The organism is Nonomuraea sp. NPDC004580, from assembly GCF_040609855.1.
In the GTDB taxonomy this organism is placed as follows: Bacteria; Actinomycetota; Actinomycetes; order Streptosporangiales; family Streptosporangiaceae; genus Nonomuraea; species Nonomuraea salmonea.
The window spans coordinates 1-20,265 of the sequence record NZ_JBEXLH010000100.1 but is presented as its reverse complement, the minus strand read 5'-3'; the positions used below and the strand labels follow the sequence as shown (position 1 = coordinate 20,265).

The window sequence follows — 20,265 nt, the reverse complement described above, 5'->3', positions numbered from 1 at the left end:
AGCAACCCGAGGGAAGGCCCAACCCCCGGCCCCTTAAGCCCCGCACCTTCAACCCCCGCTCCATCACACCAGCAACATCTTCAGAAGGCTCCTAGCGGATGTCGGCGCTGTTGCAGGCCACGCCGTTGCCGTCGAGGTCGGTGTACCAGGCGTACTCCTCGTGGCGGCCCTTGTGGTAGGGGCCGTAGCCGGCCGCCACGGCCTCCTTGCAGCTCGGGAAGCGCTTGTCGGGGACCCGGCCCGAGACGCCCGTCCGCTGGGCGCCGGGCTGGGTCTGGCCCGTGCCGGTCTGGGTCTGACCCGGTTGCGTCTGGTTCGTGCCGGGCTGGGGCTGAGCGGTGCCGGAAGGCGTCTGCTGCGTCCCAGGCGGCGTCTGCTGCTGGGTGCCGGGGTTCGTCGCGCCGGGGTTCGTCGCTCCGGGGTTCGTCGCGCCGGGGGACGCCGGGTCCGTGGGGGCGCCGGTCGGGGAGCCGCCGAGCATGCGGGCCACCAGCGACTCGGCGTCCTCCTTGGTGAAGCCCGCGATGCTGACGCTGTCGCCCTCCATCGGCTGGGTGACGATGGGCGCGGCCAGCACCGTCTTGGGCTGGTCGGCCTGCTCGGGCGCCAGCACGATCGCCACCTGCCGCTGGTCGAGCGCCAGCTCGTCGACCAGCTCCATCAGCCGCTCCTTGAACGCCGGCGCGACCGCGATGCGGACGGAGTATTGGCCGTCGCGCTCGCGCAGCGGCTCGACGCGCTGCACCGACTGCACGGTGATGCCGTCTTCGAGCAGGTAGCAGGTGGTCTGGGCGCTGTCGAGCACGGCGGGGTCGCCCGGGCAGGGCGCGGGCTTGGTCTCGGTGACGGGCGCGAAGTGAATCGGCACCGCGAGATGCTGCGGCGGCTTGCCGCCTAACAGCGGCGTGTCAGGGTTCTGCGTCATCAGGACCGCGACCGTGCCGAGCACGCCCGCGACGAGCACGACGAGGACGAGCGACGCGATCAGCACGATGGTGGTGAGTCTGCTGGCTCTCGGCTCCCCCGGATCCGCGATCGGCGGCTCTTCCGGCTTGTCCATCGATGACGTTCCCATCCTGACGGCCCATTCTGACGGGTCGGGCTGCCGGTGAGCCTATCGAGAGGAAGCCACACCGGGGTAATCAAGCGGATGTTCCACGCCGAACCGGGGGAAGGGAGCAAGAATGGGGGCAGGATCGCACGTTCGGCGAAAGAGTTGCGCGATGAAGGTCGGAGTGCCGCGAGAGGTCAAGAACAGCGAGTATCGAGTGGCGCTGACCCCGGCCGGGGTGCACGAGCTCGTCCGCCACGGGCACCAGGTGTTCGTGGAGCGCGACGCGGGTGCCGGGTCCGCCATTCCCGACGAGCAGTACACCGCGGCGGGCGCCGTCCTGGTGCCCGAGCCCGACGACCTGTGGGGCGAGGCCGACCTGGTGATGAAGGTCAAGGAGCCGGAGCCCGAGGAGTACCACCGGCTGCGCAAGGGGCAGGCGCTGTTCACGTACCTGCATCTGGCCGCCTCGCGCGGCTGCACGCGGGCGCTGCTGGAGTCGGGGTGCACCGCCATCGCGTACGAGACCGTGCAGGCGCCGGGCGGCGCGCTGCCGCTGCTCGCGCCCATGTCCGAGGTGGCGGGACGGCTGGCCGCGCAGGTCGGCGCCTACCACCTGATGCGCTCGTCGGGCGGCAGGGGCGTGCTGATGGGCGGCGTGCCCGGCGTGCACGCGGCGCACGTCGTGGTGATCGGCGCCGGGGTGTCCGGCATGAACGCCGCCGCCGTCGCCCTCGGCATGCAGGCCGAGGTGCTGCTGCTCGACAAGAACATCGACAAGCTGCGCCAGGCCGACCTCATCTACCAGGGGCACTGCCAGACCGTGGCGTCCAACACGTTCGAGATCGAGCGGGCCGTGCTGGAGGCCGACCTGGTCATCGGCGCGGTGCTGGTGCCGGGCGCGAAGGCGCCGAAGCTGGTGAGCAACGACCTGGTGAGCCGGATGAAGCCGGGCTCGGTGCTGGTGGACGTCTCCATCGACCAGGGCGGCTGCTTCGAGGACTCGCGGCCGACCACGCACGAGGAGCCGACGTACCGGGTGCACGACTCGATCTTCTACTGCGTGGCCAACATGCCGGGGGCGGTGCCGCACACCTCGACGTTCGCGCTGACGAACGTGACGCTGCCGTACGCGCTGGCCATCGCCGACCAGGGCTGGCAGCGGGCGATGCGCGCCGACCCCGCGCTCGCGCTGGGCCTGAACACGCACGAGGGCCGCCTCACCAGCCGCCCGGTCGCGCAGGCGCACGGGCTGGAGTGGACGGCCCTCGACGAGGTGCTGGGGTGAAGCCGCCTACTGCTGGGACTCGCTGGGCGACGGCGCCAGGGTCTCCATCGGCGTCTGCTGCTGGCCGGTGGGCTCGGGTGGCAGCGGGGCCTGGTCGGCGGTCGTGGTGATCGCGTCGGGGCCGCCGCAGGTGGCGCCGGGCTCAGGCGTGTCCGGGCCGTTCTGGTAGCGCTTGATGAACGCCACGAGCTTCGGGTCCGCCGGGTCGGTCAGCTTGAGCTGGTGGCCCCAGGAGGACACCACGATCGGCGCCGGCAGGTTGGGGAACGGGCTCATCAGCATGTAGTCCTGCTGGCCCGTCGAGCCCGCGACCTGCTTGAGCTTGTCGACCTGGGCCTTGGCGAGGTCGGGGCGGTAGGTGATCCAGATCGCGCCGTGCTCCAGCGAGTGCACCGCGTGCTCGTTGTGGATCGGCTTGTCGTAGATGGCGCACTGCTGCCAGTAGTTGTTGTGCTCGCCGCCCACCGGCGGCGTCTCCTTGTACGAGACCGTGTTCCAGACGTGCTGGCCGGCGTCGTACTTGACGCTCGTCACCGCGTCGAGCGAGGTCTCCTGGGCGCGTTTGACGAGGTAGAAGCCGACCACGCCGACGAGCACCACGATGATGAGCCCGCCTGTGCCCCACATGAGCAGCGCCGCGCGGCGCTGTTTACGCCGCTGCTCGGCCCGCATCTTCTGCAGATGCTCGCGCCGCGCCTGCGCCTTCTCCTTCGTCATCGTTCCTCCATCGGCGTACCAACTCCGGGTCACCCTATGCCCTCCGGGCGTATGTGGAGAATAAGGCGCGCATAAGCATGCGATCACAGCTCCGCGCGCAGGTGGGTACGCTGGACGGGCCATGGAAAAGCCCGTGAGGAAACCCGTCCTGATCGTCTGCGGTGTGCTGGTGCTCGCCGCGGCCGCGTTCCTGCTGTTCGGTCGTTCGGGCACGCCGGGCGACACCTCCCCCGAGGCCGGGTTCGCCCGCGACATGGCCGCGCATCACGCGCAGGCCGTCGACATGGCGTTCACGATCAGGGACAAGGGGCCCGCCAAAGAGATCTCCAGTCTGGCCTTCGACATCATCAACACCCAGGCCAACCAGCGGGGCATGTTCCTCGGCTGGTTGCAGCAGTGGGGGCTGAGCCAGGCCACCGACCAGCGGCCGATGGCCTGGATGAGCGGCCACGGCCACAACGCCGCCGCCGCGCCCGGCCTGCAGGGCGGCCTGATGCCCGGCATGGCCTCGACGCAGGAGCTGACGCGGCTCAAGCAGGCCCAGGGGCAGCAGGCCGAGGTGCTGTTCCTGCAGCTCATGATCCGCCACCATGAGGGCGGGGTGCAGATGGCCGAGGGGCTGCGGCAGCTGTCCACGCGCAGCGAGGTCGTCGGCATGGCCCAGAAGATCATCGACGGGCAGACCGGGGAGATCAAGCTGATGACCGACCTGCTCGCCAAGCGGGGCGCCCAGCCCCTGCCTTCGATACTGAAGCCGCAGTAGGCGCGATGCGTCCTGACGCGGTCGTCGTGGGGTCGGGGCCCAACGGGCTGGTGGCCGCCGTCCTGCTGGCCCGCGCCGGGCTGCGGGTGACGCTGCTGGAGGCGGCCGACCGGTTCGGCGGCGGGCTGCGGTCCGCCGAGCTGACGCTGCCGGGGCGCGTCCACGACGTGGGGGCGACGGTGATGGCGATGGCGCTGGCCTCGCCGGCGTTCCGTGAGCTGGGGCTCAAGGGGGTCGAGTTCGCGCACCCGCCGCTGCCCGCCGCCCATCCGCTCGACGACCGGCCCGCCGTGCTGGTGCACCGCGACGTGCGGCGGACGGCGCGGGGGCTCGGCCGCGACGGGCCCGCCTGGCTGGCGACCGCGGGCGCGGTGTCCCGCGGCGGGCTCCCCCTCGCCGAGCTGCTGCTCAAACCCCTGGGCCCGTGGAGGTCCTTGCCGGTGTCCGCGTTCGTACGGGCGGCCGCCTTCGGCGCCGTCGCGGCGCTGCCGGCGACCACGTTCGCGCGAACGGCGTTCCGTACGGCCGAGGGGCGGGCGCTGCTGGCCGGCATGGCGGCGCACTCGCTGCTCGACCTGCGTGCGCCGCTCACCGCGGGCTACGGGCTCATGCTGGCCTCGCTGGCCCACCTCGTGGGGTGGCCGGTGGTGCGCGGCGGGTCTCAGGTGCTGGCCGACGCGCTGGTGGCCGAGCTGCGGGCGCTCGGAGGTGAGGCGGTGAGCGGCCATCGCGTACGCCTGCTGGCCGAGCTCGACGCGCCCGTCGTCGTCCTCGACGTGACGCCCCGGCAGTTCCTCGCCATGACCGATGACCTGCCCGGCGGCTACCGGCGGCGGCTGGCCCGCTACCGCCACGGGCCAGGCGTGTTCAAGATGGACTGGGCGCTCGACGGCCCGGTGCCGTGGCGCGATCCCGCCGTCGCGGGCGCGGGCACGGTGCACCTGGGCGGCACGCTGGAGGAGATCGCGCTGAGCGAGGCGGAGACGGCCGCCGGGCGGCACTCGCCCCGCCCGTACGTGCTGCTCGTCCAGCCGCACACGGCGGACCCGGCGCGCGGCGGCCACACGTTGTGGGCCTACTGCCACGTCCCCAACGGCTCGGCCAGGGACATGACCGACGCCATCGAGGCGCAGATCGAGCGCTACGCGCCGGGCTTCCGCGACCGGGTGCTGGCCCGCCACGCGATGGGCCCCGCCGCGCTGGAGACGGCCGACGCCAACCTGGTGGGCGGCGACATCTCGGGCGGGCTCGCGAGCCTCGGCCAGTTCGTCCGCCGCCCGGTCTGGTCCCCGGCGCCGTGGCGCACCCCGCTGCCGGGGGTGTTCCTGTGCTCGTCGGCCACGCCGCCTGGTCCCGGGGTGCACGGCATGGGCGGCTGGCAGGCCGCCCGCCTGGCCCTGCGGCCCTGACCAGGTCAGGAGGGCGAGGCGGCGGCTTCCTCTGCGAGGGCCGCGGCGAAGGCGTCCACGTCCTCCTCCGTGGTGTCGAACGCGCACATCCAGCGCACCTCGCCCCTGGACTCGTCCCAGGTGTAGAAGCGGAAGCGCTTCCTCAGCCGGTCGGCGACGTCGGCGGGCAGCACGGCGAAGACCGCGTTCGCCTCGACGGCCCTGCTCAGCCGCACCCCTGGGACGCCTTCGACGGCCGCGGCGAGCCGCCGGGCCATGGCGTTGGCGTGGCGGGCGCTGCGCAGCCAGAGGTCGCCGGAGAGCAGCGCCTCGAACTGCACGGACACGAACCGCATCTTCGACGACAGCTGCATGTACGTCTTGCGCAGGTAGTCGACGCCGGTGGCCGCGTCAGGGTTGAGCACGACGACCGCCTCGCCGTACAGCAGGCCGATCTTGGTGCCGCCGAAGGAGAGCACGTCCACGCCGGCGTCGGTGCTCAGCGCCCGCAGCGGCACGTCCAGCGCCGCCGCGGCGTTGGTGAGGCGCGACCCGTCGAGGTGCACGGTCAGCCCGAGCCCGTGGGCGTGCGCGCAGACCTCGGCCAGCTCGTCAGGCGTGTAGACGGTGCCCAGCTCGGTGACGTTGGACACCGAGACCACCTTCGGCTGGGCGCGGTGCACGTCGCCGAACCCCCACGCCTGCCGGTCGATCAGCTCGGGCGTGAGCTTGCCGTCGGGCGTGGGCACGGTCAGCAGCTTGATGCCGCCCGCCACCTCGGGCGCGCCGCCCTCGTCGGTGTTGATGTGGGCGGACTCGGCGCAGATGACCGCCTCCCAGGGCGCGGTCATGGCCCGCAGGGAGACGACGTTCGCGGCGGTGCCGTTGAACACCGGCCACGCCCGCGCCGTCTCGCCGAAGTGCCGCTGGAAGACCTGCCGCATCGCCTCGGTGTAGACGTCGTCGCCGTAGGCGACCTGGTGGCCACCGTTGGCCGCGGCGATGGCCTGGAGGATGTCGGGGTGCACCCCGGCGTAGTTGTCGCTGCCGAACGCCTTGAGCCGGGGGTCGTGCCGGGGAATCAAGAGGTGAGGTCCAATCGGGTGCCGTTGATCTCTTCTGCCGGGCGGTCGTAGAGGCCGCCGATGGCCGCTGCCAGGTCGTCGACGTCGGTGAACCCCGCGAACCTCGCCTCCGGCTTCGCCGCCCGCATGGCGGGGTTGACCAGGGCCTTCACCACGAGGATGACGGCCGCGCCGCGGGTGCCGCGCAGCGCGTCGGCCAGGGAGAGCGTCCACGCCTCGGCCGCGGCCTTGGCGGCGGCGTACGCGGCGCCGCCGGCCTCGGGCGCCTGCGCGGCCCGGGCGGAGACGATCACGAACCGGCCGTTGGCGCTGCGCCGCAGCAGCGGCTCGAACGCCAGCGACACGTGCTGGAGCGTGCGGATGAGCAGATCGTGCAGGTCGTTCCAGTCGTCGAGACTGGTCTCGGCGAACGAGGGCGCGCCGCGCCAGCCGCCCACCAGGTGGACGACGCCGTCGACCCGGCCGTGCTCACGCTCGACGCGGGCGGCCAGCTCGTTGACGGCGGCGCGGTCGAGCAGGTCGCAGTCCTTCCTGCCGACCTCGATGACGGTGTGTCCGCCGTTGCGGAAATATGCCGACACCGCCGCGCCGGTGGGGCCACCGGCCCCGGTCACCAGGATGATCATGCGCGGAGCCCCTTAGTCGATTCGACCACGTCCGCCAGCTTACGGCGCAGGGCCTCGTAGAACATGCTCAGGGGGAACTCGTCCGGCAGCACCGCGTCCACCTTGGCCTTCTGCTCCTCGGGCAGCGCCGTGATCCCCTTGGCCCAGGTCGAGGCGGGGTGCGGGGCCACGTACGCCGTGACCAGCTCGTACGCCGCCAGCCAGTGCGCCAGCTTGGACCGGTCGATGCTGTCGCGGTAGAGCTTCTCCACCTCGCCGCGCAGGTCGGCGACGCCGATGGCGACCCGCTCCCAGTCGATCGAGAGCCGGTTGTCGGTCCAGCGCACAATGTCGTTGCGGTGCAGGTAGGCGAAGAGCAGCTGGCCGCCGAGCCCGTCGTAGTTGCGCACCCGCTCCCCCGTGATCGGGAAGCGGAACAGCCGGTCGAACAGGATCGCGAGCTGGACGTACCGGGCGTACGGCACCCCGCGCCGCTCCAGCTGCACGGCCTCGCCGAACGCGGTCAGGTCGCAGCGCAGCTCCTCCAGCGAGTACAGCCAGTACGGCATCCGCTGCTTGATCATGAACGGGTCGAACGGCAGGTCACCGTGGCTGTGGGTGCGGTCGTGGACGAGGTCCCACAGCACGTACGTGTCCTGGGCCAGCCGCTGGGAGTCGAGCAGCCGCTCGGCGTCCGGCGGCAGGTCGAGCCTGAGCGTCTCGGTCGCGGCCTTGGCGACCCGGCGGAAGCGCGCGGCCTCGCGGTCGGCGAAGATGCCGCCCCAGGTGAAGCGGGCCGGGGCGGTGCGCACGGCGACCGTCTCGGGGAACAGCACGGCCGAGTGGGTGTCGTAGCCGGAGGTGAAGTCCTCGAACGCGATCGGCACGAACATCGGGTTGTCGTAGCCGCCCGCCTCCAGCTCGGCGAGCCAGCCCGGCCAGATCGTGCGGATCCAGACGGCCTCCAGGTTCCTGTTGGGGTTGCCGTTCTGGGTGTACATGGGGAAGACGACGAGGTGCTCCAGCCCGTCCTCGCGCTGGGTGTCGGGGTGGAACAGGTCGAGCGAGTCGAGGAAGTCGGGCACGCCGAGCCCCTGGGCGGCCCACTTGGCGAGGTCGTCGCGCACGGCCTGGAGGTAGGCGGCGTCGTGCGGGAAGTACGGGGCGAGGCCGGCCACCCGCTCGGCGACGGCCGCGACCAGCTCGCCCGCCCGCTCCTTGTGCTCATCGGGCACCGAGCCGTCCTTGACCTGCAGCGGGCGCAGCTCCTCCACGGCCTCCTTGAGCCGGGCGAACGTCGCGGCCTTGACCTCGTCGCGCTCGGCGCGGCCGGCCTCGTCGCCGGGGACGCGGGCGGCCCAGGTGATCACGTTGCCCCAGAGCCTGCGGTGGTCGTGGTCCTCGATCGAGTCGTCGCCGAACAGGTCGGAGTCGGCGAACACGACGACCCGGCCTTTGCCGTGCCGCAGTGCGACGGCCAGCGGCGCGTTCGCCGGCGCGGCCGACGGCGAGCTGCTGAACAGGACCTCGGCGTTCTCCGCGCTCAGCACGCCTGAGCGGTAGAAGCAGGCCGTACGCACGCCGGCCAGCAGTCCCGAGCCCGTGGAGCGTTCCGCCGACACCCAGGTCGCCACGCCGCGGTAGGCGTGACCCGGGTCGCGCACGGTGGTGTGCTCCACGCGCACGCCGAAGCGGGCCAGCAGGTCGGCGAGGTTGTTGCCGTACTTGTCCTGCTCCTCCTCGGCCAGCACCACCAGGCCGCCGCCGTCGCCGACGTACGCCTCGATCGCGTCCAGCTCGGCCGGGGTGAAGACCGGGCTTCCGTGGCCGGTCGTGCGCTCCCAGCGCGGGTCCGACGGGTGCGCGATCACCAGGACGTCCTGGGCGGCCAGCGTCTCCGCGTCGAGCGGGCCTCCGGTGTGGGCGGCGACGGTGTGCCCCAGGTGCCGCAGCAGCCCGGCCGCGCGGGCGTAGCTCGTGTCGTCGGGATGGGCGGGATTGACGGCCTCCGCCAGCTCGCGGCGGATGGTCCACGACTCACTGTGCGCCTCGTCGAACAGCACCCGGGGGAACGACTGCATGAAATATCTCCTGTATCTACCGCCTTATGCCGAAAAATATACACACACCTCTCGTATGCTCCGCCAATCCCTCCCGAATGGCGAGACACTTACGCGGCTCCCGGCCGTACGACGCCCGTCTCGTACGCGAACACGACCGCCTGCGCCCGATCCCGCAGCGACAGCTTCATCAGCACCCGCGCCACGTGCGTCTTGACCGTGGCCTCGCCGACGTACAGCTTCCCGGCGATCTCCGCGTTGGTCAGCCCGCGCGCCATCAGCCGCAGCACCTCCAGCTCGCGCGGCGTCAGCTCGTCCAGCGCGGGCGAGGACACCGGCTCGGCCCGCCCGGCGAACGTGGCGATCACCCGGCTGGTCACGGCCGGGTCGAGCAGCGCGTCACCGGCGTGCACGACCTTGATGGCCTCGATGAGCTGCTCGGGCGGCGACACCTTGAGCAGGAACCCGCTGGTGCCGGCGCGCAGCGCGGCGTAGAGGTTCTCGTCGGTGTCGAACGTGGTGAGCGTGATGATCTTCGGCGGCGACGGCGCGCCGAGGAGCTCCCTGGCCGCCGACAGCCCGTCCTGGCGCGGCATGGAGATGTCCATGAGGACGACGTCCGGCCGGGTGCGCCGCGCGACGGCGACGGCCTGCCGCCCGTCGGCGGCCTCACCGACGACCTCCATGCCGGGGTCGCTCTCGACGACCATGCGCAGCCCGGCCCTGACCATCGCCTGGTCGTCGGCGATCACGATGCGAATGCCCACAGGCGGAGGGTAGACGCCGGGCGTCCCCCTGAACACCCGCCGGACGGGCGTGCCAAGCCGGTCGCAAGCGGGTTCCAAGTCAGGGCACGTGGACGCTCTGCCTGATGCGGGCCTGGACGGCGTCGTCGCAGGTGGTGCGGGGACAGAAGTACATGACGAGCATGGTCTTGGGCTCGCGGTCGATCACGTAGCTGACGAAGCCCAGTCTGGTGCCGGTGCCGGGATCGTGCAGCGAGCCGTCGAAGCGGGTCGCCGGGCTGTTGCCGGCCTGGTCGAGCACCGGCTTGCCGAGGTCGACCAGGCCCGGCAGCAGGGCCTCCATCTTGGGCTTCATCAGCTCGGACGTGCCGCTGGCGTCAAGGGTGTCGGAGACCTGGACGTACACGCCGGACAGGCTTTCGGGGTCGTCGTCGAAGATCTCCGCGATGCGCGACCAGTCGGCGCCTGGACCGGCCACGAACAGCTGCTCCAGCTCCGGTGCGTGCGGCGAGGCGACGGCGAAGAGGTCCTGGTGGGTGCGGACGGTCCAGTCGCCCGGGTAGTCGAACGTGAGCGGAGCGGCGGCGCTGGTCTTGTAGCGGGTCCAGGTCTCGCCGCGGTTGTTCATGATGACGACGGCGACGAGCGCGAGCGCGGCCACCGCGGCGACCAGCGTGGCCACCACGACAGGGAGCCGGCCCGGCCGTTTCCTGGCGGCGGCGGGTCTCGTGGGTGGAGCGGCGCCGGGCCCCGTGGCCGGTCCGGCCGTCGCGGTGGCACGGGGGGCGGGGGCCGCGAACGACGGCACGGAATGCGGGCCCGAGTGCGGGCTGGGGCTGGGCCTCGGGATGAGGTGCGGCCCCGAGCCCGGCCCGCCGTACGGGTCGTACGCCGGGCCGCTGATCGCGTCCCGCAGGGCGGCCACGAACTCCGAGCACGTGGCGTAGCGCTGCTCGGGCGACTTGGCCAGGGCCCTGCTCATGACGGCGTCCACCTGGGGCGGCAGCTCGGGCCTGATCTGCGACAGCGGCACCGGCTGCTCGGCCAGGTGGGCCCAGAGCAGCGCGATGTCGTTCTCGCGCTGGAACGGCAGCCGCCCCGACAGCGCCTCGTAGACCACGCAGGCCAGCGCGTACTGGTCGCAGCGGCCGTCGATGTGCTCCTTGTTGATCTGCTCGGGCGACATGTAGCGGGGCGTGCCGATGAACTGGTCGGTCTGCGTCAGCCCCGAGATGGACGAGCGGTGCTTGGTGATGCCGAAGTCGGTCAGGTAGACGTGGTCGCCGGCCAGCAGGATGTTGGCCGGTTTGACGTCGCGGTGGATGAGGTCGTGGGCGTGCGCGGCGTCGAGCGCGGCGGCCGTCTGGGCGAAGATCTGGTTGGCCGGGCCGAGCGGCAGCGGGCCGCGGTCGTGGATGAGGCGGCGCAGGTCGAGGCCGTCGACGTAGCGCATGGCGATGTAGAGCACGCCGTCGGCGTCGGCGTTGGCCTCGTAGATCGGGATGATGTTGGGGTGCTCGATGCTGGCGACCGTCCTGGACTCCAGGATGAAGCGCTGCCTGAACCTGTCGTCGACGCTGAGCACCGGGTTGAGGATCTTGAGAGCGACGCGGCGGCTCAGCCTGGGGTCGAGCGCCAGGTAGACGACGGCCATGCCGCCCTTGCCGACGATGTCCTCGATGTAGTACCCGGCCACCTCCTGGCCGATGAGCGATCTTTCGTTCAATGGCATCACGTCTCGATGGGGTGGCCGCAGTAGCCGCAGAAGCGGTGCGCCGGGCCGAGTCTCATGCCGCACGAGGTGCAGTATTTGAACGCCGGGTCGGGCGCGGTCATCACCTGCTGCTGCTGCGGGACCACGTGGAACGGCTGGGACCGCCGCACGACCACGGTCTGGTCGGAGCCTTGGTCGAGTGGTGGGCCGGCCGCCAGGGGCTGTGGCGGTTCTGTCGGTATTTCAGGAGTGCGGCGGCGCCACAGCAGATACGCCCCGCCGCCGGCGGCGGCGAAAAGTATCGCGGCGGCCAGGATCAGCGGCCACAACGGGGACGAGGGCTCCATCTGCCGCGCGGTCGTGCGCCTGGTGCCCTGGTCCTCGGGGCCGCCCCGCTTGGCCAGCGAGGTCTTCAGCAGCTCGGCGGCCACCACGTTGCCCGGATAGAGCTCCAGCACGCGCTGGAAGCCGGGCGCGGCCTCGGTGTAGTACTGCGTGTGGTAGCGGGTGAGCGCGGCCTCGAAGGCCGTGTCGATCGCGCCCCTGCGCGGCACGACCTTGGCCTCGGCCAGGATGCCGGTGACCTCCCTGACGCCGATCATCCGGCCTTCCTTGCCGCCGCCGACCAGCAGGCCGATGACGTGGCCGTCCTTGTCGCCGATCACGGGGGCGCCGACCATGCCCTTGTCGGCCAGGCCGCCGAGCTTGACCGGCTCGTCCACCTTGTTGTCGGGATCGGCGAACGGCCGGCCGCCGTCGCCCGCCGCGCCGCCCTTGCCGAGGTGGGCGATCTCGACGGTGTGGGTGACCTTCGGTCCTGGGCGGCCGAGGAAGCCCGCCACGTTGGTGGGCGCGCCCGGCTGATCGGGCACCTTGTCGGCGAGCGGCGCGGTCGGCATGCCGACGCCGCCGGCGGACGGGGTCACCGGCACCAGGACGGCCGGGGAGTCGGGTTCGGGTCCTGCCTTGATGCACTTGACCTTGAAGCCGTCGGGGCTGGCCGGTGAGACGTTCGGGAAGGCGGTGATCTCGGTGGTGACGTCGATGATGCAGGTGGCGGTGTCGCTCTCGGGCGTGTAGCACTGCTGGAGGTGGCGGTCGAGTATGTCGTCGTCGAGGCGGTGCTTCTTGTGGTCGGCGGGGATCTTGACCTTGTGGTGTTCCGCGAAGATCTTGTTGGCGGCGTAGACCGCGACGTCGTCGGGGTTCACGGCCAGCCGGCGCAGGGCGACGATCGTGCCGTCGGGGCTGATGACCGTGCCCGTCCCGGCGGCGAACGGGATGTCGTAGGACCGCTCCACGTGTTTGAGCTCGCCGACGTGGTCGAGCAGGGTGATCTCCACATGGGAGACGGCCTCGAGGCGTACGACGGCGGGGCTCACCAGGTCGGTGATCCCGCTCGGATGTTCGTGCGCCGACGCCGGCAGTGCGATGAGGACCACCGCCACCGCGATGCCACCGGCAAGGGCTCTGAAGCGCGCCATCTCTCCGCTCCAAACGCACGACTAGGACCAGCGTCCCAATCAGGTGCCGTAAGTCAATAGACCGCTACGTAGACAAGCGCTTGCTCGGGGACATAACGTACCTGAATGGGCATCACGATCGGCGTCGATGTCGGCGGCACCTTCACCGACGTGGTCGTTCGCAGCACGTCCGGCTCGATCTCCGTGGCCAAATGTCTGAGCACCCACTACGACCCCATCGCGGGGATCGTCACCGGCGTTACGCGCGCGCTCGCGGGGAGCGACCCCGCCCAGGTCACGCGGGTGGTGCACGCCACGACCCTGGCCACCAACGCGGTGCTGGAACGCACAGGGGTGCGCGTAGCGTTCGTCACGACCTGCGGCTTTCGTGCCACGATCCCGCTCGGCCGGTACGCCCGCGTGGAGGAGGACCGCTACGACCTCCGCTTCACCCCGCCGCCCCCGCCCGTCTCCCCCGGCGACTGCTTCGAGGCGACCGAGCGCGTCTCGGCCCGCGGCGAGGTGCTCACGCCGCTCGACCCCGATTCGGTACGCCGCGCCGCCGCCGAGATCGCCGCCCGCGGCATCGAGTCGGTCGCCGTGTGCTTCCTGCACTCCTACGCCAACCCGGCCCACGAGCGGCAGGCCGCCGCGATCCTGCGCGAATCGGTCAAGAACGTGGTCGTCTCCTCCGAGGTCTGGCCGGAGATCCGCGAGTACGAGCGGGCCACCACCACGATCGTCTCGGCCTACGTCGGGCCACTGATGGCGGCGTACCTGTCGCGGCTGCGCGAGCGGCTGGCCGGCATCGGGATCCACGCGCCCGTCCACGTGATGGAGTCAGGCGGCGGGGTGCTCTCCGCCGAGCTGGCCGCGCGGCGGGCGGTCGCCACCATCGAGTCGGGGCCCGCCGCCGGGGTGCTGGCGGCGGCCGGGGCCGGGTTCGCCGACGCGATCTCGTTCGACATGGGCGGCACCACCGCCAAGACCTGCGTCATCAGGGGCGGGCGGCCGGAGATCACGCACGAGTTCCACGTCGGCGGCAAGGGCAGCTTCGGCGGGCGGCGGGCGGGCACCGGCGTGCCCATCAAGACGCCCGCCATCGACCTGGCCGAGGTGGGAGCGGGCGGTGGCAGCGTGGCCTGGCTCGACCCGGCGGGCGCGCTGCGCGTCGGGCCCCGCTCGGCCGGCTCCTCCCCCGGGCCCGCCTGCTACGGCCTGGGCGGGGACGAGCCGACCGTCACGGACGCGAACCTCGTGCTCGGCTACCTGTCCTCGGCGTCCATCCCGCTCTCCCCCGGCCTCGCCGGAGCCGCCCTGGACCGGCTCGCCGGGCCGCTCGGGGTCTCGCGGGAGGAGGCGGCGTACGCCGTGCACACGATCGTCAGCGCCTCCATGGCGTCGGCGGTGCACGTGGTCACCGTGCAGCGGGGCATCGACCCGCGCGGGTTCGCGCTGGTCGCCTCCGGCGGGGCCGGGCCCATGCACGCGGCGCGGGTGGCGGAGCGGTTCGGGATCGCGACCGTGGTGGTGCCGCCGTACTGCGGGGTGGCCTCGGCGGCCGGGCTGCTCGCGGGCGCGCTGTCGGCCGACCGGGTGCTGACCCGGCTCGACGCGCCCGACCCGGAGGCCGTCTTCGCCGCGCTCGCCGCCGACGCCGCCGACGACCTGGACGTCCCGCTCGCCGCCGCCACCGTGACCCGCTCGGTCGACGCCCGCTTCCGCGGCCAGGCGCACGAGCTCACCATCCCCTGGACCGCCGACCGCGCCACGCTGGAGTCACGGTTCGCGCGGCGCTGCGAGGAGGTGTACGGGATCGCGCAACGGGGCGAGATCGAACTGGTCAGCTACCGCGTACGCGTCACCGTGCCACCCCCGCCCATGGAGAGCGCGGAAGAGCCCGTGGCGACGACGGGTGGGGCGCCGGGCTCGCGGCGGGCGTACTTTCCCGAGTGCGGGGGTCATGCCGAGGTGCCCGTGCACACCAGGGAGACGCTCGGGGGCGTGCTCAGTGGTCCCGCCATCGTCGAGGACGCCGAGTCGACCATCGTCGTGCCGCCCGGCTGGACCGCGACACTCACCGGCACCCGCGCCGTCCACCTCACCAGGAGGAGCGAGCCGTGATGGACCCCCTGACCGCCGAGGTGCTGCGCAACGCGCTCGTCGTCGCCGCCGAGGAGGCGGGCATCGTGGTCGTGCGGTCGGCGTACTCGACGTTCATCGTCGAGGGCTCCGACGCCTCGGCCGCGATCCTCGACGTACGGGGGCGGCTGATCGCCCACTCCATGGCCACCACGCTGATGAACAGCATGGCGCTCAAGGTCGCGCTCCCCGAGCTGCTGCGCGACTTCCCGCCCGAGACCATGACACCGGGCGACGTGTACGCGCTCAACGACGCCTACCGGGGCGGCGTCCACACCAACGACCTGCTCGTCTACCGCCCGGTCTTCGTGGACGGCGTCCCCGCGTACCTCACCGCCACCATGATCCACGTCTCCGACCTCGGCGGCCTCTCGGCGGGCGGCATGGCCCCGCTGGCCACGGACATCTTCCTGGAGGGCCTCCAGCTCCCGCCGGTGCGCCTGGCCACCCGCGACGGCCTCGACCCGGCCATCGAGGCCATCCTGCGGGCCAACAGCCGCACCCCCGGCAAGGTCGTGGGCGACGTACGGGCCCTCGTGGCGGGCACCGCCGTCGCCGCGACCCGCCTGGAGGCGCTGATCACCGAGTACGGCGTGCGCGGCCTGGCCGAAGGCGTGGACGACTACCTCGACCACACCGAGGCGCGGACCAGGGCGGCGCTCGCGGAGCTGCCCTCGGGGCGGTGGGAGGCGGCGTACCCGATCGACGACGACGGCATCGATCCCGGGAAACCGCATCACATCCGGGTGGCCGTCGTCCTCGGCGACGGGGCCGCGCGGCTCGACTTCACCGGCACCGGCCCGCAGGTCCCCGCCGCCATCAACGCCTCCGCGTCGCAGTCGCTGGCCGCCGCCGTGTTCGCCGTCCGCTGCTTCCTCGACCCAGCGATCCCCATGAACGACGGCTGCCTGCGCGCCATCGACGTGCACCTGCCCGAGGGCAGCCTGCTCAACGCCCGCTCCCCCTACCCCTGCGGCGGCCGGTACGTGCCCGTCTACGCCGCCATGGAGGCCGTCTTCCAGGCGCTGTCCGACGCGGTGCCCGAGCGTGCCGTCGCGGCCGGCGGGATCCTGCAGCCGTTCTCGATCGCGGCCGTCGGGGCGCCGTACTGGATCCACCTGTCGTACGACTTCGGCGGCGCCGGCGCCCGGCGCGGCCTGGACGGGCCCGACGCGACCGGCGTGCACTTCGGCATCGGCCGCAACTCGGTGCCCCAGGCCGAGCCGGTGGAGAGCCGCTGCCCGATCATCGTGGAGTCCATCGAGACCGTCCCCGACTCGGGCGGCCCCGGCCGTTACCGCGGCGGCCTCGGCTCCCGCACCGTCTACCGCTTTCTGGCCGACTGCCACGTCACCACCCGGGGCGACCGCCTCCGCCTCCCGCCCCCGGGCCGCGACGGCGGGCTACCGGGCCGGGTGGGCGGCTTCTACCGCCGCCGCAAGGACGGCACCGTAGAACGCCTCCCCTCGAAGGCGAACAACGTCCGCTTCGCGGCGGGAGAAGCCTTCATCGTGGAAACGACCGGCGGCGCCGGCCTCGGCCCACCCACCACCCGCGACACGTCCGCCATCACCACCGACCTCACCACCGGCCACATCACACCGAGCGGCGCCGCACAGGACTACGGCTTCACGGAAACTCGCTCAGCTCACCAGGATCGAAGCTGACGGCGAAAGGCTCCGACAGACGTGCCTGAGCACCGGCCCTGAACACGGCCGGCTCGCCGTAAAGGTCGCCATCGATGCGATAGACGTGCAACGCGGACTCAAGACGCCAATAGGCAGGGACACCCGCCTCCGCGTACGCGGCGCTCTTGAGATGCCGGTCCACCGCCGCAGTGCCGGGACCGGCCACCTCCACCGCCAGCAGCACGTCCTCCGGCCGGACCATCGGCTCAGCCGACCTCGCCGCGGCCTTCGGCACCACGACGAGATCGGGGATGTAGAGGTCGCTCTCGCTCGCCCGCACGCCGACCGCGGAGAGCACTGTCAGGTCAGCGGGCTTGGCCGCGTGCAGGGTCCGTTGCAGCGCGAAGACCGTGGCCTGGTGGATCGGGGTGAGCACGGGCCCCACCAGCAGGCTCCCGGCGAACAGCTCATAGCGACATCCGTCGTCCGGAAGTTCGAGCAGGTCGTCCACGGTGAACGCCGCTCCTGCCGCCGGCCTCACGCCCGCAGGTCCACCAGCTGGGCCGGGTCGAAGCTCACCGGGAACGGGGAGGACAGCGTGACGGTGGTGCCCGCCTTGTGGATCGACGGTTCGGCGTAGGAGCACCCGTCGAGTTCGTAGACGTAGACGGCCGGCCCCTCGGCCGGCTCGATCCGCCAGTAGACGGGCACTCCGGCCTCGGCGTAGGCCGCCGTCTTGACCGCTCTGTCCTGCGTCCTGCTGGTGGGGCTGACCACCTCCGCGGCGAGGAGCAGGTCACGCGGGGAGTACATGAGATTCACCCGCTCGGAGACCTTCTCCGGCACCACGACCAGGTCGGGGATGTAGCAGTTCTCGTCGTTCTCCCGCACGTTCACGGTCGTCAGGCACTCCAGATCCGGCGGTGCCGCCGTCTGCAGGATGAGCAGCAACCTCGTGATCACCCGCTGATGCCGGGGGGTGGGGGCAGGACTCACTAGCAGGCTCCCGTTGAAGAGCTCGTATCGGAACCCGTCGTCCGGGATCTCGAGCAGGTCGTCGACGGTGAACGGCGCGCTGAGCGCCTCGGTCCGCGCGACGTGCTTGGCCGGTTCGATCGTCGCCATTGCGGTCACCCACTCAGTATCGGGAGTCAGACCCTCATGCACATGCTACTTACCCGAAAAAGCTGACCTTGAGTGATGGTCTCGCCACGCTTCGGCGCCGCGTGATACGGCGGTGTGGACGGCGCGGGCCACGCGGGCGCCCCAGTCCGAGCGGGGGCCGCCGAACAGCTCCTGCGGACCGTCCGCGCGGGCCGCGACGCAGACGGCGTCCGAGGCGGTGCCGGTGCCGGCGAAGCCGGCTTCGAGCATGGCCTGGGTCTTCGCCTCGGTGACCGTCATCACGGTGTTGACCAGGGCCGCGTCCGTCATGGCGACGGGCAGGGCGACCACGATGTTGATGGTGCCGACGCGGATGGGGGCCAGCTCCGGGTCCTGGTGGCCCTCGGGGGCGGCGGCCCAGGTGGGGACGCGGAGGCCGACGGTGGCCCAGGCCCTTACGCCGCCGTCGGTGGCGCGGACGTACCGGTCGACGGAGGCGGCCGTCATCATGCCGACCCCGGCCCCGCGGGAGGGCCCGAGCGAGATGAGGTGGTCGGCCGGGTCCATGCGCGCGTACCCGGCCGCGACCTGGGCGTTCAGCACCCACTCGCGCTCGCCGATGCCGCCGCCGAGCAGCGCGGAGGAGATCATCCGCCACCCGGGGCCGAACTCCCACAGCAGTGCCCCCAGCCTGGCGCCCTCCTCGACGCGGTAGGTGAGCTTCATGATCTCCCCCTGACGAGATGCACGACAGGCCGCCCGTCGGGACCCGGCTCGATGTTGACCTGCGCGTCGAAGTGCCGTCCGACGAGTTCCTCGGTGAGCACGGCGGCGGGCTCGCCGGTGGCGGCGGCGCGGCCCTCGGCGAGCAGCAGGAGCGAGTCGGCGTACAGGCCGGCGACGGTGAGGTCGTGCAGGGTGGTGACGACGGTCAGGCCGTCGGCGCGGCGCAGCCGATCGACCAGCTCCAGCACCTGCTGCTGATGGCCGAGGTCGAGCGCGGTGGTGGGCTCGTCGAGCAGCAGCACGGGCGCCTCCTGCGCCAGCGCCCTGGCCAGCACGGCGCGCTGCCGCTCGCCGCCGGACAGCTCGCCGACCGGCCGCATCGCGAGCGCGCTCAGGTCGAGCCGCTCCAGGACGGACTCGGCGACGGCCCGGTCGTGCCCGCTCTCGCGTCCCAGGTAGGGGATGTACGGCGTGCGCCCGAGCAGCGCGTAGTCGAAGACCGTCATGTCGGGCGGCAGGGCGGGCGTCTGGGGCGCGTACGCGACGAGCCTGGCCCGCTCGCGCGGCTTGAGCGCGGCGGCGGGCCGCCCGCCGAGCGTGACCTTGCCCCGGTGCGCGACCAGCCCCATGACGGCCTTGAGCAGCGTGGACTTGCCGGCCCCGTTGGGCCCGATGACGGCGGTCCACTCGCCGCGCCGCACGTGCAGGTCCACCTGGGAGAGCACCTCGCGCTCACCGAGCCGTACGGTGAGTCCGCGTGCCCCGATCACGTGACCACCCGCCTGGTCATGCGCAGGACGGCGACGAAGAACGGCGCACCCACGAACATCGTGACCACCCCGATCGGCAGCTCGGCGGGCGCGAGCACGGTGCGGGCGACGAGGTCGGCCACCACCAGGAAGGCCGCGCCGCCGATGAGCGACAGCGGCAGCACGATCCGGTACGAGCCGCCGGCCAGCCGCCGCACGACGTGCGGGACGACGATGCCGACGAACCCGATGAGCCCGCTGACCGCGACGGCCGCGGCGGTGGCCAGGGAGGCGGCGAGCAGCACGACGAAGCGCACCCGCCCGGCCCGTACGCCGAGCCCCGCCGCCTCCTCGTCGCCCACGGACAGCACGTCGAGCATGCGCCCGTGCAGCAGGAGCAGGACGGCGGAGACGGCGGCGTACGGCAGGACGAGCAGGAGCTGGTCCCATCCGCCGCCGACGTCGCCGAGGATCCAGGCGTAGATGCGCTGCAGCTTCTCGACCTCGAACTGCTGCAGGAACGTCTGGATCGCGGTGAGGAACGAGGTGACCGCGACGCCGGCCAGGACGAGCGTGGCGGTGCCGCCGTTGCGTCCCGCGGTGTTGCCCAGCGTGTACGCCAGGAACACCCCGCCCACCGCCCCCGCGAACGCGGCCACGGGCACGCTGGCGGCCGGCAGCAGCACGATGGCGGCCGTCGCCGCCAGCCCTGCCCCGGCGGCCGCGCCCAGCAGGTACGGGTCGGCGAGCGGGTTGCGGAAGACGCCCTGGTACCCGGCTCCCGCCATGGCGAGCAGCCCGCCGACGACGGCGGCGACCAGCACCCTGGGCAGCCGCAGCTCGAACAGCAGCCCCTGCTCGACCGGGGCCAGCCCCGAGTCGACGTGGGTGAACGGCAGCCAGTCCGCGACCTGGAGCACGACCTGCCAGGGCGAGATGTCGGCGGCTCCGTCGAGCAGCCCGGCGATCATGCATCCGGCCAGCAGGACCAGCGCCCCGGCGATCCAGAGCGGCCGCGCCCGCGCGGGCCGGGCGC

At 72.3% G+C, this 20,265-nt stretch carries 18 protein-coding genes; 5 read left to right on the top strand and 13 right to left on the bottom strand.

Annotation, left to right across the window (positions count from 1 at the left end; translation table 11 throughout):
* Positions 1-91 precede the first annotated feature (91 nt).
* Positions 92-1,060: an excalibur calcium-binding domain-containing protein gene (locus ABZW11_RS44645; protein ID WP_355432088.1), complete on the bottom strand. Its 969-nt coding sequence runs from the start codon at positions 1,058-1,060 to the stop codon at positions 92-94.
* A gap of 163 nt (positions 1,061-1,223) precedes the next feature.
* Between ABZW11_RS44645 and ald the strand changes: the two genes are divergently transcribed.
* Entirely contained in the window at positions 1,224-2,339 is a 1,116-nt protein-coding gene (ald, locus tag ABZW11_RS44640; protein WP_355432085.1) for an alanine dehydrogenase, read from the top strand.
* A 6-nt stretch (positions 2,340-2,345) separates the two neighbouring features.
* On the opposite strand, the gene ABZW11_RS44635 is transcribed toward ald, so the two are convergent.
* Positions 2,346-3,056, bottom strand: a complete 711-nt coding sequence (locus ABZW11_RS44635; protein WP_355432083.1) for a DUF3105 domain-containing protein — start codon at positions 3,054-3,056, stop codon at positions 2,346-2,348.
* A 133-nt stretch (positions 3,057-3,189) separates the two neighbouring features.
* Between ABZW11_RS44635 and ABZW11_RS44630 the strand changes: the two genes are divergently transcribed.
* On the top strand, positions 3,190-3,819 hold the full coding sequence (locus ABZW11_RS44630; protein ID WP_355432080.1) for a DUF305 domain-containing protein: 630 nt from the start codon (positions 3,190-3,192) through the stop codon (positions 3,817-3,819).
* A gap of 5 nt (positions 3,820-3,824) precedes the next feature.
* On the top strand, positions 3,825-5,228 hold the full coding sequence (locus ABZW11_RS44625) for an NAD(P)/FAD-dependent oxidoreductase (RefSeq protein ID WP_355432077.1): 1,404 nt from the start codon (positions 3,825-3,827) through the stop codon (positions 5,226-5,228).
* 5 nt (positions 5,229-5,233) lie between these two features.
* Here ABZW11_RS44625 and ABZW11_RS44620 read toward each other — a convergent pair whose 3' ends face one another.
* The 6 genes from ABZW11_RS44620 to ABZW11_RS44595 form a co-directional block, all read right to left on the bottom strand.
* Positions 5,234-6,292, bottom strand: coding sequence for a low specificity L-threonine aldolase (locus tag ABZW11_RS44620; protein WP_355432074.1), 1,059 nt, complete (start codon positions 6,290-6,292; stop codon positions 5,234-5,236).
* The gene (locus ABZW11_RS44615) at positions 6,289-6,918 is read right to left on the bottom strand and encodes an SDR family NAD(P)-dependent oxidoreductase (protein WP_355432071.1); all 630 of its coding nucleotides are present in this window, start codon (positions 6,916-6,918) and stop codon (positions 6,289-6,291) included. The genes ABZW11_RS44620 and ABZW11_RS44615 overlap by 4 nt, the downstream gene beginning before the upstream one ends.
* Positions 6,915-8,978, bottom strand: coding sequence for a DUF6421 family protein (locus ABZW11_RS44610; protein ID WP_355432068.1), 2,064 nt, complete (start codon positions 8,976-8,978; stop codon positions 6,915-6,917). The genes ABZW11_RS44615 and ABZW11_RS44610 overlap by 4 nt, the downstream gene beginning before the upstream one ends.
* A gap of 89 nt (positions 8,979-9,067) precedes the next feature.
* The gene (locus ABZW11_RS44605; RefSeq protein WP_355432066.1) at positions 9,068-9,724 is read right to left on the bottom strand and encodes a response regulator transcription factor; all 657 of its coding nucleotides are present in this window, start codon (positions 9,722-9,724) and stop codon (positions 9,068-9,070) included.
* A gap of 79 nt (positions 9,725-9,803) precedes the next feature.
* A complete protein-coding gene (locus ABZW11_RS44600; RefSeq protein WP_355432063.1) occupies positions 9,804-11,435 on the bottom strand; it encodes a serine/threonine-protein kinase in 1,632 nt (543 codons plus the stop codon).
* A complete protein-coding gene (locus ABZW11_RS44595) occupies positions 11,435-12,901 on the bottom strand; it encodes a zinc ribbon domain-containing protein (protein ID WP_355432060.1) in 1,467 nt (488 codons plus the stop codon). The genes ABZW11_RS44600 and ABZW11_RS44595 overlap by 1 nt, the downstream gene beginning before the upstream one ends.
* 105 nt (positions 12,902-13,006) lie before the next feature.
* Between ABZW11_RS44595 and ABZW11_RS44590 the strand changes: the two genes are divergently transcribed.
* Together ABZW11_RS44590 and ABZW11_RS44585 are read left to right on the top strand one after the other, a co-directional pair.
* On the top strand, positions 13,007-15,004 hold the full coding sequence (locus tag ABZW11_RS44590; protein WP_355432057.1) for a hydantoinase/oxoprolinase family protein: 1,998 nt from the start codon (positions 13,007-13,009) through the stop codon (positions 15,002-15,004).
* Positions 15,004-16,689: a hydantoinase B/oxoprolinase family protein gene (locus ABZW11_RS44585; RefSeq protein WP_355432093.1), complete on the top strand. Its 1,686-nt coding sequence runs from the start codon at positions 15,004-15,006 to the stop codon at positions 16,687-16,689. Before ABZW11_RS44590 ends, ABZW11_RS44585 begins: the two co-directional genes overlap by 1 nt.
* Here the strand turns inward: ABZW11_RS44585 and ABZW11_RS44580 are convergent.
* Genes ABZW11_RS44580 through ABZW11_RS44560 form a run of 5 tightly spaced genes read right to left on the bottom strand, consistent with a single transcriptional unit; the run spans position 16,652 to position 20,233 of the window.
* Positions 16,652-17,161 carry a Uma2 family endonuclease gene (locus tag ABZW11_RS44580; protein ID WP_355432054.1) on the bottom strand — a complete coding sequence of 170 codons (510 nt, stop codon included), beginning with the start codon at positions 17,159-17,161 and terminating at the stop codon, positions 16,652-16,654. The genes ABZW11_RS44585 and ABZW11_RS44580 overlap by 38 nt on opposite strands.
* A gap of 26 nt (positions 17,162-17,187) precedes the next feature.
* On the bottom strand, positions 17,188-17,775 hold the full coding sequence (locus ABZW11_RS44575) for a Uma2 family endonuclease (RefSeq protein ID WP_355432051.1): 588 nt from the start codon (positions 17,773-17,775) through the stop codon (positions 17,188-17,190).
* Between the two features lie 45 nt (positions 17,776-17,820).
* Positions 17,821-18,480: an adenosylcobinamide amidohydrolase gene (locus tag ABZW11_RS44570; protein ID WP_355432048.1), complete on the bottom strand. Its 660-nt coding sequence runs from the start codon at positions 18,478-18,480 to the stop codon at positions 17,821-17,823.
* On the bottom strand, positions 18,477-19,250 hold the full coding sequence (locus ABZW11_RS44565) for an ABC transporter ATP-binding protein (RefSeq protein WP_355432046.1): 774 nt from the start codon (positions 19,248-19,250) through the stop codon (positions 18,477-18,479). Before ABZW11_RS44565 ends, ABZW11_RS44570 begins: the two co-directional genes overlap by 4 nt.
* On the bottom strand, positions 19,247-20,233 hold the full coding sequence (locus tag ABZW11_RS44560; protein WP_355432090.1) for an iron ABC transporter permease: 987 nt from the start codon (positions 20,231-20,233) through the stop codon (positions 19,247-19,249). The genes ABZW11_RS44565 and ABZW11_RS44560 overlap by 4 nt, the downstream gene beginning before the upstream one ends.
* Between the last annotated feature and the right edge of the window lie 32 nt (positions 20,234-20,265).

Bases quoted from the DNA above. Each gene is read 5' to 3' on its own strand.
- ABZW11_RS44645 (WP_355432088.1), bottom strand. From the start codon at position 1,060: ATGGACAAGCCGGAAGAGCCGCCGATCGCGGATCCGGGGGAGCCGAGA.
- ald (WP_355432085.1), top strand. From the start codon at position 1,224: ATGAAGGTCGGAGTGCCGCGAGAGGTCAAGAACAGCGAGTATCGAGTG.
- ABZW11_RS44635 (WP_355432083.1), bottom strand. From the start codon at position 3,056: ATGACGAAGGAGAAGGCGCAGGCGCGGCGCGAGCATCTGCAGAAGATG.
- ABZW11_RS44625 (WP_355432077.1), top strand. From the start codon at position 3,825: ATGCGTCCTGACGCGGTCGTCGTGGGGTCGGGGCCCAACGGGCTGGTG.
- ABZW11_RS44615 (WP_355432071.1), bottom strand. From the start codon at position 6,918: ATGATCATCCTGGTGACCGGGGCCGGTGGCCCCACCGGCGCGGCGGTG.
- ABZW11_RS44610 (WP_355432068.1), bottom strand. From the start codon at position 8,978: ATGCAGTCGTTCCCCCGGGTGCTGTTCGACGAGGCGCACAGTGAGTCG.
- ABZW11_RS44600 (WP_355432063.1), bottom strand. From the start codon at position 11,435: ATGCCATTGAACGAAAGATCGCTCATCGGCCAGGAGGTGGCCGGGTAC.
- ABZW11_RS44595 (WP_355432060.1), bottom strand. From the start codon at position 12,901: ATGGCGCGCTTCAGAGCCCTTGCCGGTGGCATCGCGGTGGCGGTGGTC.
- ABZW11_RS44590 (WP_355432057.1), top strand. From the start codon at position 13,007: ATGGGCATCACGATCGGCGTCGATGTCGGCGGCACCTTCACCGACGTG.
- ABZW11_RS44585 (WP_355432093.1), top strand. From the start codon at position 15,004: ATGGACCCCCTGACCGCCGAGGTGCTGCGCAACGCGCTCGTCGTCGCC.
- ABZW11_RS44575 (WP_355432051.1), bottom strand. From the start codon at position 17,775: ATGGCGACGATCGAACCGGCCAAGCACGTCGCGCGGACCGAGGCGCTC.
- ABZW11_RS44570 (WP_355432048.1), bottom strand. From the start codon at position 18,480: ATGAAGCTCACCTACCGCGTCGAGGAGGGCGCCAGGCTGGGGGCACTG.